Consider the following 13,390-nt stretch of genomic DNA (forward strand, 5'->3'; position numbering starts at 1 on the left):
TCTTTGTAAGCAATTATCCTTTCTTTGCAAGAGAATTATCCGCTCTTTGTAAGCAATTATCCTTTCTTTGCAAGAGAATTATCCGCTCTTTGTAAGCAATTATCCTTTCTTTGCAAGAGAATTATCCTATATATTATTATAAAGTATAATTAAAGACACTAATAGTATAATTTCATTCTGAAACCACAAAAAAGAGCGTTATGAAAAATCGCAATATAATCGTTCATAGTGATAAAATAACAAAGGGTAGAAGTAAGCTTAATCTCTCTGAAATGAAGGTTTTTTTGGCCACTATTACTACGATCGATGCCAAAAATGACGATGAATTTAAAGAAATTACACTTGATAGGCAAGATTTTTGTGAAGATACTAATTTAGATTTTAGAACTGTAAAATCGGTCTGTAGAACACTTTTGAAGCAGGTCTATGAGATAGAAACCGAAAAGGTCTGGGAAGCATACCCTATTTATCAAGTTTTTAAATACGACAAGGATACAGGAGAAATCAAATTTAAATTTAATGACTATATGCGCCCATATTTATTAAAAATAGTTGAAAGTTTTACAAAATACCAAATTAAAAATATTATCAATATGACTTCTAAATATTCAATAAGGATATATCAAATTCTAAAAGATCTGAGAAATATAACAAGGCAAAAAGAATTTGAATTAGAAGAGTTTTGCGATTGGCTAGAAGTCCCAAAAAACAAAAGGCGTTGGGGAAATTTACAGTTTGATATTTTAGAGTTGGCCAAAAAGGAAATAAATGAACTGACCGACATTAAAATACTAGGCATATATCCTGAACGCAAAAAAGGAAAAAAAGTCTTATCGTTTAGTATAAAATTTATCACCTCTGAGGAACTAGACAACCTAAAACAGCTTGGTGGAGATGAAAGCTATTTAACTAATGCTGGACTAAGAGAGATCGAGATTTTTGATAGAAAGCTAGTTAGCTTTAACGATAAATATGTGATGATTGATAGCAATATAAGGAGAATTCTATCTACAAGCTCCGATGAAGGAAAAATTAGGGTTCTTTTTTCAAAAACAGGAACAGATATAAATTTCTTTTGGTTTAATACAATTAAAGACCTTGAAATAGCTGTTAAAAATGCAGAGACTATAAAAGATACAGAACCTACACTTTTTGATTAAAAAATAATAAAAAATTCTTATAAATAATATTGAGTTAAATTATCATTAATATAGTAAAAAAGTGATATCATTTTAGAAATCTTTTATAAAGGAGACAACATGCTAAAGATCTTTAAAGTTGCGCTACTAAGTGCTGTAGTAGTTGCTGGATTGAGTGCAAATGATAATCTTTTATCAAAAGTCACAAATGGAGTTGTCGCAGATAATGCTACTGGCGTTAAAATTCTAAGTGATGGCGAAATGAATCAGGTGCTAGGAGGCTATTACTTTAAAAGAGAACCTCAATTTGATCATAGAGGCGCTATGCCGTCAGTTGCATATAAAGTATCTGAAGGCTCTAGCGATCCAAGGCTAAGTGTAACAAATGGTGATTTTGTTGTAGCTAAAGTAAGGATTGGAACAAATGGAAGAAAACAATATTATTTACAACTATACAGAAGTGACAACCGACCAGCAGGAGCTTATGCAGGCGTTGGAGCCAGTAAAATATTAGATGATATGAAAAAAATGGGGTTATAAAAAATAGGCACAACTTTTGCTTACTCTTTGAAGCTAAATTTCAAGGAGTAAGCTATGAAAGTCTCTTATAACTCCATCTTAACAAAACAGCATTACCAAAAACAGACAAAAAGCGAAGGCTTTGCAAATTTCTTGCCTAACACTCCAAATATAAATTCGATCAGCCAAACCACTATTCCTAAAAATGACTTTGTTTCATCTAGTAGTATCGACTCTCTTTATCAGGCCAAATTTACTTCACAAGAGGACTATGGATATAGTGTAGATGCTAAAGGATTTATGGGAGCTGACTTTAACAAAGCTGCAGGCTTGCCACAGGACTTTAAAATCCACAAAAGCACGCTTGATGCGATAGTGCTACACAATCAAAAGCACCCAAACTTTACAAATTTTTCAATGAATACAAAAAAAGATAATGCGCTATTTGGAGAGGATAGCTTTGCAAATATCGATCTAGCAGACACAATAAAGCAATACTATAAAATTTTTGATCAAATTTCAGCTGGAGTTATTAGCAAGGGTAAAGAGTTTTACTCAAATGAAGATCTAGCAAAGATGCCAAAGGGCTACTTTTCAAAAGATAAAAAAATAGATTATTCCGAATATCTAATGGGTAGGATGTCAAGTGACGAGATAGATGGGCTAACCGATAGAAGCAATGAGAAGGTAACTCATGTATTTAGAACAGCACAAGACGCAGACGATGCACGTAAGCTAATGAATGATCTAAGTGATATAAATGTAGAAGTCAATGGAAATTTCCTTGACTTTTCTCCAGAAGTGATGACAACTGAGCATACTATCCCTTATATGTGGGTTAGTAGTGCTGGATATGACTTCAAGCCTGATATGTCCGTATATGATAGCGAACAAGGTTATACAAAGGAGCAAATCTTTGTGGCATTTTTGAAAAACGAGCAAGGTCTTGTGCTGCAAGGTGGCACAACAAGGATTACTGATGAGGCTCGCAATGTATATAGAGACAAACTCATACTTACAAAGCAAGATAGAAGTGAGATAGGCATACCAAAGGCTTATTATGATGAGATACTATCTGGCAAGAAAGATCTAAAAGATATACTAGCTAGGATTTTAAAGCTTAGAAATTTAGAGCTTAAAAAAGATCACACGCTTGAGGGGCTAGCAAGTAAGATAATGGATGTTTTAAAAGAATTTGATGAGAGGACGAAAGTTTAGTTGTATTTATACAATATATATAATACAATATTGTATATATGTTTTATATTATATTAACATAATTATCATATAATATGTTATTAACATACTATATGATAAAAAGGATTAATATGAATTTAGCAGTTTTACAACTAAAAGGTGGGGTTGGAAAGACACCGCTTAGTTTTAGTTTGGCAAAAGACCTTGGACTAAAATGGCAAAGCAATGATGACTCTGTGGTACCACAGTTTTACAAAGATGGCAAAATATTAGATAAGTGCATTTTTGAACCAAATACTATGTATGACTTTGGAGGATTTGCCTCGGCTGGAGTGCTAGAGATACTAAAACATTGTAGTATTGTTATTGTTCCCATTACTTCTAATCCAAATTCCATTAAAAGAGCAGCAAGCACCATATCACAGATCAAACCTCTTGGCTGCAAAACACTAGGCCTTATAACAGATGTCTCTTCTCAAAAAGAGCTAGAAGAAACAGTAACAATGATAAAAGCTGCTAGCATTGCTTGCACAAAATTTCTTATTTTAAAAAGCTCTAAAATATTTGAAAATGCTATGACAACTGGACTAAGTTTTTTAGAGCTATACAACGAAAGCAATCTCTCAAAAAGACAATATCAGTCATTTATAGATATGTATCAAAAAGTCGTTAATTACATAAAGGATAATAAATAATGACAAAATTGAATTTAGATCTTACAGAGATAGAGCTAAACGAACTAAGCACAGCAAGCTTTCAAGAACAAGACGAAAAACAAGAGATAAAAAAAACTGGCGGCAGACCAAAAAGTGCCAATCCTGCCGACAAAAGAACGACAATGTTTTTGTCTAGTGAAGAGCTGAATTTTTTAGACGAAATGGGACATATAACTAGAACAAATAGAACCCAATATCTAAGATCGATCATCAGAGAAAAAATGGAAGATTTTAAAAGCAAAAAGCAATAAATATGCTAAAATAAAACAATTTCTTAACAAGGAGTTTAAATGGAAAAGCTATTTAAAGTTGCACTAGCTAGTGCTTTAATGTTAAGTGGTGCCTTTGCAAATGATTTGCTTTCTAAAGCTACAAATGGAGCCGCAGATAATAATTCAGTTGGTGTGAAAACACTAAATAGCTTGGATCTAGAGCAAGTTAATGGTGGGTATAGCATAAATATACAGCCTTTTTCTAAGTCTCAAAATATTTCACAGTCAGTAGCTCTGGTTAAATTCTCAGAATACGAGACAAGAAACAAAGTTTCTTGTGGCTTAAACATATCAAGTGACTGCTCTGGTTATTATGCTAGAAGTAATTTTCAAGAAGTGATGAGTCAAGTTGATTATAGTAACGGTGAATATTTGGGTATTCTGGCAACAAAGGTGAATAAGCCTTATGGTTTTGGCAGCATTCCACAATATTCTTACTCTGTTGCTTCTTTTAAAAATGTAAATGGGCAGCTTATGAGACTTAAAACTATAACCAACAGACCATATATAGCAAGTGAACTAATAAATTCAAAAGCTGTTAGAAATCAACTAACTATGAGTCTTGGCTTTTAATTGAGATTACAACCCTGGCTTGAGCTAGGGTTTTATTTTTAATAAGGATTTGAAAATGTTAAATGGACTTAACAACAACACATATACACAAAGTTATAAAGCAAGCATAAATTCTAAACAAGTAGCAAGTCTTAGCACGGTCACCAACCAAACCAGCTCTGAGGTTTTAGGTTACAAGGTAGATAAGGATGGCTACTTTACAGATGAGTTTAATAAACAAGCTGGCATCCCAAGTGATTATAAAATTCACTCAAGCACGCTAGAGTCGTTAGTCAGATCAAACGATATAATGGACCCAGACATCAAGAATTTTAAAAGTATCGATATAGCTAAAACAGTTGGCAACGCTTATAGGCTGCTAGCTCAAGTAGTTGGTGAGGAGACACTAAATTCAAAAGAAAGCTTTAGTGCAGATGATATAAGAAATTTCCCTCAAGGCTTTTCTTATGATCGTCAAAGCCTACAAGTAGATAAAAGATATGCTAGTGCTAGTGAGTATTCTGCGGTAGAAGATAGCTTTGTGCATACACCAACAAAGACCATAAGCACACTATTTTATAATGGCTCTTTATCTATCGGACCAGACAAGCAGATACATCCAAAAAACGTAACATACATCTTTAACAACGCAAATGGCGGCAAAGAAAACACTGTCATTGGTATATTTATGGATCCACACGGAGAGAAATACACAAATAAAGATGGCTCTATAACCAAAGGCGGTCTTATAGCTGGCGTGCTAAATCACAACCTAGACATATACGATGGCGAAACCACTGCGATAGGAAAATATGGTGGCTATGATAAAAACATCAACGCAAAAGAATTTCAAAGGTCATTTAATGCCTTTAATGCTATGTGGCAAATGGCTTATGGGGTAAATTTCTCAAAAGCAGATGATGGTGCTGTCTCTATGCTGCCTGATTATATGCAAGATTATGTAAGACACAGACAAAGCCTTGATAAATTTAGCGACCAAGAAGACGAACTCTCATTTAAAAAGATGATGGAGCATAATCTAAAAATGCTAAAGCTACTCTTTGGCGAGATAGACAAAGATGGCAAAAAGAGCAAGGACTTTATGGATAGCTTTTTGAAATTTAGTATGCCACCTTTAAATTTAGTAAAAGAGCTAAATGAAAACCCAGCTGGAAAATACCTAGTAGATATGCTTGGTATAAAAAAAGATGTTGATATAAAGGCGTAGTAGTAGAAATTAGTTATCTTTTTTAAGTTTTCTCTATTTAAAAACAAATTTTTGCCGATTTCTTAAGTGATTTTTCTACTTTAAGCAATAGAAAGCTTAAGATGATCGTTTTGTATATGTAGAGATGCGGCAAAATAGGCATTTGTTAAAAGTTGTATTGAAAAGTAAGATTTTCATAGGTAGGTTTTAAAAGATAATAATTGATATCAATTAAAACTAAATTAGTGCTATAATTCTTATAAAACTTTTTACAGGAGGAAGTTATGTTTAAAGTTCTTAAAATAGCCATGATTGGCGGAATTTTAGTTGCAGGTGCTAATGCTGAAGATTTTCTAGCAAAGGTTACAGCTGGTGCTTTGAGTGATATCTCTAGTAATGTTAAAAAACTAGATGTCACTGATATGAATAAGGTTAAAGGAGGGCTAGAGTTAGTAGGTCCTAAGAATTTTTCATATAATGAATCTGGGGCATATGCCGTCATAGAAAACGACAAAGACGGTGACTACATAAAATTACAATATAGACAGGGATTAGGCGCTTATGATATGCCTGGCTATTATCTTGCATACACTGTCAAAAGAGAGATAAAATCTAGTCGTTATGGTAGATATCCTTTATTTACTTACAGCGCTGCAGCGTATAACAAACAGACTGGAGAGTATCATAAGATATCTAGCAGTTTTGTTCTGAATAACAATGCAGTTGTTAGACAGCTAAGAGATAATTTTAAAAGGCAAATGGAATCTGACCTAGGCGGTTGGTAAATTTTTTAGTAGCCTACAGTATAACTTGTAGGCTGCTTATACTTTAAAAGGAGTTAAAATGATAACTAGCATAAACGGACTTAGCAACACACCGATACAAGACAACACTATCCATAAAGAAAATATAGCCAAAGAAGGCAAGCAAGATAAAAGCGTCATCGAAGAAAAATTTGATTACTCAAAGTATATGTTTAGACCCTGGACTGATAATGTAAAAGAATTTATTGATATAGACCAAAGTAAAGAGGGCTGGATAACAGATACTATAAATCGAATAGATAGTATGCTGTCTGATTACCCCATGAAAGAAAGAAGAGCTTTAGCATCAAAATATCCAGAAACTATGGAAGAATTTAGAGTTGGAGAGTTACAAAGCTATATGGATTGGCTACTTACCAACTCTGTTGATGGCAAGCCAACCATGTTAGGAAAATTAATAGGTATCGGCACAAAAGAAGAAGAAGATGAACTAGATGCTTTTATGGAAACTATGTCGTCTCTTTATCCAAATAATAATGACGAGTCGCTTAGTCTTTTAAATAGAACCGATCTAAGCATAGATGAATTTAAGACTTTATTTGCCAAAGCAAGAGAGAAAGCAACAAAGGATGTTGCAGAACAAAGAAAGCAGATAATCAAAGAAGAGCAAGAATATAATGCAAATTTTGCCAAAGAGCAGGCTGAGAAGAAATTTAAACCTATGCAGGTTAAGAAGAAGTATGAGACTTATGATATAAATAAGGATCAAAAATTTCTCTATGCAAGAGAGCTTTTAAATTTCAAAGAAAAAAGAGGCATAGATGTCTTAGAGCTTATGCAAAAGATAGATAAGAAGCAAATTTTAAATAAGATGGCTTGATGGATAAAAAACTAGAGTTTATCAAATAGTGCTTTGTTATCTATAGGTAAGTCTAGCTTATATTCTCTATGTATATCGTTCTTTGGACCAAGTATTAAGACATAACCCCCTTGCTTATGTTTATCCCATATATTATAAAACTGATCCTTTGAGCTTATATATTTGCCATAGCTTGGATCAAGGATGGTTATAAAATCGCCTTGATGATTTATCACAACAACAAAATGTGGAAAACGAGGATCATCCTCTATCTTTACCAGGACTGGCAAGTTTATCTTTTCAAAAGTAGCACGATCAAGCTGATAGCCCTCAGAGTCATAGGATAGCTTAGCAGCAGCTTGCTTTAACTGCAAAAAACTCACCATATCGGTATTTAGTTTTTTGTCGCCTTTATCCATCTGCTCTAGGACGTCTTTTTCTGTTAGAATTTTAAAATCAAGCGTATTAATGAGTGTTGCTAATGATGCTGCACCACAAGACTCTTCATAGTTTTGCCTAATTACATCTTGATTTCTTAGCTCCTCGTATGATCTAACAGCAAAACCAGCATAAAGTGGCAAAGATGCCACCGCTGCACAAAAAAGTAGTTTTAGAATTTTTGCCAAATGCTAATACCAAATATGCTATCAGGTGCTGCACTAGAGCCACCCATACTAGCAGATATAGAAATAGAAGTGTCATTACTAAAACTATAAGTAGATCCTACACTATACGTTGGGATAGATCTAAGATTTGTAGTTTTTCTATTATTTATTTTATTTGCTGTTTGAAATCTCTGCTCGATGCCAAGATCAAGTGTGATCTTTGGGCTTAAAACAATAGACAAATCTCCACCAAAGAACACAGTATTGCCATAGTTTAGCTTCGCAAAGTCGAATTTTCTATCTGCGTTGTAGCCAAATCCAGTATATATGCTATAAATTACTGGATCAGAATATCCTTTTAGGCTGCCTTTTATTGAATAAGACTTAAAGCTAAAATTTTTACTCTGTCTAAGCGCACTCTCTCTTTGATAAAGTGCTGTCTGAAGAGTAAGCATAGGCACTAGCTCGCCAATTCTATCTCCTCTATAATTTACTCCTAGCCACACAGAATCAAACTGAGTTTTGCTCTCACTTTTTGGCTCTAGGGTAAAATAATCCATATACTCGCTTCTCTTGTAACTTCCGCTAAAAGATGTTAAAACATCTAATTTTGAAGTAAGAGCATACATAAGCGTCTGGGTAAGAGTTAGCTGTTTTGTGTCATCCCAAACAACTGGATCACCATTTATTACAAGATTTGGAGTGCTTGTGTATACGTTAGGATTGCCGCTGCTAAGCAAAGACAAATTTGTAACACTTCTTAATCCAACCTGTTGCTTATAAAGGCTATCTATCGTGATAGGATCTGATGCTAATGCAAGAGTAGTGAGTAGTGAAGCTAGAAGTAATGATTGTTTCAAATTTAATCCTTTAGATTTTTGTCTCGTTTTGAAGCTTTGTGGCATGAGCTAGCACACTATCTACTATCTCGCCAGCACTTTTACCATCTTTTGAAGTGAGTAAATTTCTCTTTAGTAGCTCTTCTAAGATAAATTTGATCATCTTCTCATTTTTCAAAAGCCTTGAGAGAGGCACTACATCATCAGCTAAGCTTTGTTCGTTCATTAGCTTTGAGTAAGAGCTTGCCTCTACGCTAAGCTTCGTCTCACCACTATCACTTGCGATAGGACTAAAGCTCTTTAAAAATCCCACAAACACGCCAGCATTGCTATAAGTGTCATCTGCTTGATATACAGACATATCAGGATTAAATGTATATTCGTCGCTGGCTTTTGCATCAAGATGCTCTTTGCTAAAATTTAGCTCATAGACCTCGTGGCTTACTCCAAGGCCTCTAAGTTCATCTCTAACGCTCTTTGCTTCACTAACTTGATCAAATGTTTTATATACATTTGTAACAGATATTAGGCTGACATCTTTTAAGAAATTTGCATTTTTACCAAATGTTTTTTGGTTGGTATCCAAGCTAAAGCCTTTTGGTAAATTTGCTAGATCAGCTTCGCTATATCTATCTTTTTCATCCCCTACAATGCTTTTAAAAAGTTTATAGTAGTGCTTTGTAGTATCAGCTACGTCTATCTTTTCAAAGGCAGCCTTGCTTCTATCTTGCGTGAAGAGATATGTTTTGTTGTTGTATCTAACTATCTCATCAAGTGTGCTTTTATGGATTTTAAAGTCTTGCGGCAAGCCTGCTGCTTTGTTAAAATCAGCTCCCATAAAGCCTAGCCCATCAGTTTTATAACCATATGCATAATTTACACTTGAGGCTGGAAGACCTATGTTATTTTCAGGTTGATAAACCGAAGACTTTTTATGATTTTCTGATTTTTTATATTCTTGGTTTAATTCATCCATTATATCTACAAAATTTATATCACTGTTTTTATACTTTTGCTTTTCGTTAAACAATCCATGACCTATTGTTTTTAGATTATTGATAGCTACCATATCCATAAAGCATATCCTTTAATAAAATATTAAGCTCATAGACCGTAATTATTTCTTAGGTATTTATTAAAATCCCTTAAGATATTATCTCCTCGTTCATTATTTAAATAATCTCTAATTTTTTGCCTAGTATTTAGATCATAAATTTGCAAATATGTCTCTTTTCTACCATTAATGATTCTTAGCTTAGCCACAAGAACTTGTGTGTTTGGCAAACCAACTTCTTTATTTATAGGCTCTATATACCCTTCGTCATCAGCTACAAGAAATGCATAAGATGGCAAACCACTACCACGAAAATCAAATTCTGCATATCTACCAAAAGCATAGCCTCCCTTAACATCTTTCATCTCGCTGTCATTTAAGGCTTTGATTCCGCTAGTATTAATAGCTCCATTTGTAGCTAAATCTAATAGATCCTTTGCATTTAAGCCAACAACCAACAAAACACTTAATAGTGCAACTTTTAAAAGATTTCTCATTTTAAGCTCCTTTAATAAATTTTTTCATTTTAAAATCAAAAAATTCAAAAAAAATCTGGTGTCTTTTTGCCACTCTTATGCCAAAAATAAGCAACTACGAAGCTTACAAGCAATACCAATGGCACTACTAAACTAATATCATTCATTATTTAATTCCTTATCTAGTTCATCAATCTTTTGCGTCAGGTCACTAAATTTTAATAAATTCATCCCAACTCCAAATCCGAACACAAAAATCAAAATCAGTGAAATTATAACCAAAAAATCAACATTATTATAATGAGAAGATATAAAAGCCCAACATCCAGCTATCCCAGCAGAAAATACTAAAAGTTTGCTTTTTACTATGTCAATCTTTTTGGATAATAACTCAATCTTTAATTTTATCTTTTCCAAAAATTTTCCTTTTTGTGTGAGATTATACCATAGTCTAAATATTATTTGCAATCTATTCTAGTTATGCTATAATGCTTCATAATAAAATGCTGGGCGAGCATACCCCTTGTATATACAAAATCCTGACGGTTTTGTATATACTGCGGGTGCTCGTAAGGGGGAAAATCCCCCTTAACCCCCTTTGTAAAGAGCTGCTTAGGAGTAGTAAAAATGAGTAGATTTCAGTATCTTAATCTTGCTATATTTTTTGGATTAGGATTCTTTTTGTATGGATTTATTTTTGCGAAGTATCACTACAAATTTACGATCTTTTTTGGGTTTTTAGGTTTGTTTTGGGGTGGCTTAGTGGCATTTCTTATTCTAATGGCATGGAATGATGATGAAAGAGAATAAGACAATAACCAAAATTTTAAGATTAACACCTAGCGAAAATGAAAAAATTCAAGATAAGCTTGATAAATTAGGTGGGATTACATTTTCAAAATTTGCTATAAATTCGATGCTTTCACGACCACTTACAAAGACACCAATTACTAAAGAACTAATCTTAGAGCTATCGCGACAAGGAAGTAACCTAAATCAGATAGCAAGGAGTTTAAATCAAAACAAGAGTCTTGATCGAGTGGCGCTCTCATTAATAAATCAATCACTGGAGCGCCTAAATGAACTATATGAGATATTGAGCGATGATAGTTAAATTTTTACCAACTAGAGACGGCGGCGGACTTGGCAGCGTAAATTATTTGCTCAATGAACGACAAGAACAAGGCACAGCACGAGTCTTAAAAGGTAATGAAGCACAGACTAGAGCTATTATAAGTCAAATTCACTACAAGCAAAAAACAACCTTTGGAGTGTTGTCGTTTGCAGAAAAAGCCAGTGACATAAGCGATGAAACAAAGCAAGAGATTATAAAAGACTTTGAACGACATCTACTCGGTGATTATATGAAAGATCGAGTAAATATTCTTTGGGTAGAGCATAGCGATAAAGATGGACGACTAGAGCTAAATTTTCTAATCCCTAAAATTGATCTAGTGAGTGGTAAAAGTTTTAATCCATACTATGATAAGCGTGATCGCACAAATATTAACTTATGGAAAAGAACTATTAACGATGAATATAATTTCATCAGCCCAGACGATCCAAAAAATCAGTATAACCAGAACCGTCACAAAGCTACGATAGAGCGGCACAACACAATTATAGAATTAGACAATCAATTAAAAGATCTTGTATCACAAGGATTAATAATAAATCGCACGCATCTAATAGAGCTTTTAAGCTCTAGTGGCTACGAAGTTACAAGGCAGCCAAAAAGTGGCATAAGTATCAAAATACCGAATCAAAAAAAACCATTTAGACTAAAAGGAGGCATCTACAGTGCAGAATTCACAGACCTTAAAGGACTTAGCGAACTCGGCGAAAGCCAATCAAGACGAATTCAACAATACGCTAATAGAGATACACAAGCAGAGTGTATCGCAAATAGAGCAAGACTTGAAAAATTCATATCGACACGAGATAAACGAAATCAAAAACGATATAAAGAACAGACTATCTCCGACAATATCGCAAATAGCGAACATAAGAAGCGAGATAATACAGCAAGTTACTCCAAGCTTAACGGAAAAAATATTCAATGGCTTGGTGTTATCAATCGCAATGATATCTCTATGCCTAGGATTTTTAGCGTGTTTCTGGCTCAATCGGACAGAAATACAATATTATCAATCAGAGAACGAGAGATTAAGAGAAGAGAACAAAGTGCTAAACGAGTGGCAAATTCCAGTGAATTATCGAACAGAACAAGCCAACAAAACAACTGGCAAAGCAGAGAGGTATCTGGTGGTGCCGCCACAAACATTATCACAGATGAAGGACGGAACTCAATATTTACAACTGAATTATGGGGGTCTGTAAATGACGGCGTTAGAGACCGAATTATTGAACGAGATAGAGAGATTGCAAGACGAAATTCTGAAATTACAGGACGTGATAAAGAACAAGCAGAACGAAAATATAGAGCTGCAAGGAGCTTACGAGAATTTGCGCAAAGCGAGAACGTCTCTATATTACAGCGACTTGGCAGAGAAATACAAGCAAGAGCTAGAGAATATATTATTAACACACAAGAACGAACTAGACAACTTAGACAAAGAGCAGAGCGAGATAGGGAATACCAAAGTCGAATTAAATCAGCTCTTAGAGAATGGCAAGAGCGAATATTTAATAGCGGAATATCACAAATTAGAGAACGATTACAAGGCTTTGCAAAACAATTATATCTTATTAGAAACCGAGTTATTGACAATCAAAGAGACACTAAACAAAAGCTTGGAGGATATGGAGAAGTTGTTTCAGGAAGCATACAACGAATTAACAATCAATATGGCGGAAAATTTAGAGAAAGCCTGGAAAAGCAAACTGCAGCAGCTATTACCACTTGTGGATATGAAATTGAACGAGAGCTAAAAAAGCCTGAAAGGCAAAGGATGGTAGAGTTAAGAAGAAAAAAGGAGAGATCTCACCATATTCAAATGGGTTTTTAGTTTTTCTTAAGATAGCTTTTGAATTTGATATAAAAATAAATTTGAAGAATTTGTAGGCTAAATTTATACCCTAAAATAGGGGCCTAGAATGCAATAATTATCCGCTCTTTGTAAGCAATTATCCTTTCTTTGCAAGAGAATTATCCGCTCTTTGTAAGCAATTATCCTTTCTTTGCAAGAGAATTATCCGCTCTTTGTAAGCAATTATCCTTTCTTTGCAAG

At 34.0% G+C, this 13,390-nt stretch carries 16 protein-coding genes; 11 read left to right on the top strand and 5 right to left on the bottom strand.

From position 1 onward, the window contains the following. Positions 1-200 precede the first annotated feature (200 nt). The 9 genes from G6W41_RS09795 (at position 201) to G6W41_RS09835 (ending at position 7,246) form a co-directional block, all read left to right on the top strand. Positions 201-1,160 carry a replication initiation protein gene (locus G6W41_RS09795; protein WP_009295430.1) on the top strand — a complete coding sequence of 320 codons (960 nt, stop codon included), beginning with the start codon at positions 201-203 and terminating at the stop codon, positions 1,158-1,160. 99 nt (positions 1,161-1,259) lie between these two features. Continuing rightward, entirely contained in the window at positions 1,260-1,679 is a 420-nt protein-coding gene (locus G6W41_RS09800; protein WP_103580826.1) for a hypothetical protein, read from the top strand. Between the two features lie 54 nt (positions 1,680-1,733). Continuing rightward, the gene (locus G6W41_RS09805) at positions 1,734-2,876 is read left to right on the top strand and encodes a Cj0814 family flagellar-dependent secreted protein (RefSeq protein WP_194171389.1); all 1,143 of its coding nucleotides are present in this window, start codon (positions 1,734-1,736) and stop codon (positions 2,874-2,876) included. 110 nt (positions 2,877-2,986) lie between these two features. Further along, positions 2,987-3,550, top strand: coding sequence for a hypothetical protein (locus G6W41_RS09810; protein WP_194171390.1), 564 nt, complete (start codon positions 2,987-2,989; stop codon positions 3,548-3,550). After that, the gene (locus G6W41_RS09815) at positions 3,550-3,822 is read left to right on the top strand and encodes a hypothetical protein (protein WP_194171391.1); all 273 of its coding nucleotides are present in this window, start codon (positions 3,550-3,552) and stop codon (positions 3,820-3,822) included. Before G6W41_RS09810 ends, G6W41_RS09815 begins: the two co-directional genes overlap by 1 nt. A 39-nt stretch (positions 3,823-3,861) precedes the next feature. Further along, the gene (locus G6W41_RS09820) at positions 3,862-4,416 is read left to right on the top strand and encodes a hypothetical protein (protein WP_194171392.1); all 555 of its coding nucleotides are present in this window, start codon (positions 3,862-3,864) and stop codon (positions 4,414-4,416) included. 55 nt (positions 4,417-4,471) lie between these two features. After that, positions 4,472-5,623, top strand: a complete 1,152-nt coding sequence (locus G6W41_RS09825) for a Cj0814 family flagellar-dependent secreted protein (RefSeq protein ID WP_242039956.1) — start codon at positions 4,472-4,474, stop codon at positions 5,621-5,623. Between the two features lie 263 nt (positions 5,624-5,886). Beyond that, complete coding sequence (locus tag G6W41_RS09830) at positions 5,887-6,387, top strand: hypothetical protein (protein ID WP_194171393.1); 501 nt, start codon at positions 5,887-5,889, stop codon at positions 6,385-6,387. A gap of 58 nt (positions 6,388-6,445) precedes the next feature. Beyond that, on the top strand, positions 6,446-7,246 hold the full coding sequence (locus G6W41_RS09835; protein WP_194171394.1) for a cell surface protein: 801 nt from the start codon (positions 6,446-6,448) through the stop codon (positions 7,244-7,246). 11 nt (positions 7,247-7,257) lie between these two features. Here G6W41_RS09835 and G6W41_RS09840 read toward each other — a convergent pair whose 3' ends face one another. The 5 genes from G6W41_RS09840 to G6W41_RS09860 form a co-directional block, all read right to left on the bottom strand. Then, entirely contained in the window at positions 7,258-7,851 is a 594-nt protein-coding gene (locus G6W41_RS09840) for a C39 family peptidase (RefSeq protein WP_012000896.1), read from the bottom strand. After that, positions 7,836-8,690: a hypothetical protein gene (locus tag G6W41_RS09845; protein ID WP_194171395.1), complete on the bottom strand. Its 855-nt coding sequence runs from the start codon at positions 8,688-8,690 to the stop codon at positions 7,836-7,838. The genes G6W41_RS09840 and G6W41_RS09845 overlap by 16 nt, the downstream gene beginning before the upstream one ends. 10 nt (positions 8,691-8,700) lie before the next feature. Then, positions 8,701-9,744, bottom strand: coding sequence for a Cj0814 family flagellar-dependent secreted protein (locus tag G6W41_RS09850; protein ID WP_194171396.1), 1,044 nt, complete (start codon positions 9,742-9,744; stop codon positions 8,701-8,703). Between the two features lie 29 nt (positions 9,745-9,773). Then, positions 9,774-10,220, bottom strand: coding sequence for a hypothetical protein (locus G6W41_RS09855; protein WP_194171397.1), 447 nt, complete (start codon positions 10,218-10,220; stop codon positions 9,774-9,776). Positions 10,221-10,358: 138 nt separating this feature from the next. Further along, a complete protein-coding gene (locus G6W41_RS09860) occupies positions 10,359-10,616 on the bottom strand; it encodes a hypothetical protein (protein WP_012000893.1) in 258 nt (85 codons plus the stop codon). A gap of 379 nt (positions 10,617-10,995) precedes the next feature. Between G6W41_RS09860 and G6W41_RS09865 the strand changes: the two genes are divergently transcribed. Together G6W41_RS09865 and G6W41_RS09870 are read left to right on the top strand one after the other, a co-directional pair. Further along, positions 10,996-11,313, top strand: a complete 318-nt coding sequence (locus G6W41_RS09865; protein WP_148824484.1) for a plasmid mobilization protein — start codon at positions 10,996-10,998, stop codon at positions 11,311-11,313. Beyond that, positions 11,303-13,168, top strand: a complete 1,866-nt coding sequence (locus G6W41_RS09870) for a relaxase/mobilization nuclease domain-containing protein (protein ID WP_194171398.1) — start codon at positions 11,303-11,305, stop codon at positions 13,166-13,168. The genes G6W41_RS09865 and G6W41_RS09870 overlap by 11 nt, the downstream gene beginning before the upstream one ends. The last annotated feature ends 222 nt before the right edge of the window (positions 13,169-13,390 follow it).

This window comes from Campylobacter concisus (assembly GCF_015230035.1).
Lineage (GTDB): Bacteria > Campylobacterota > Campylobacteria > Campylobacterales > Campylobacteraceae > Campylobacter_A > Campylobacter_A concisus_BK.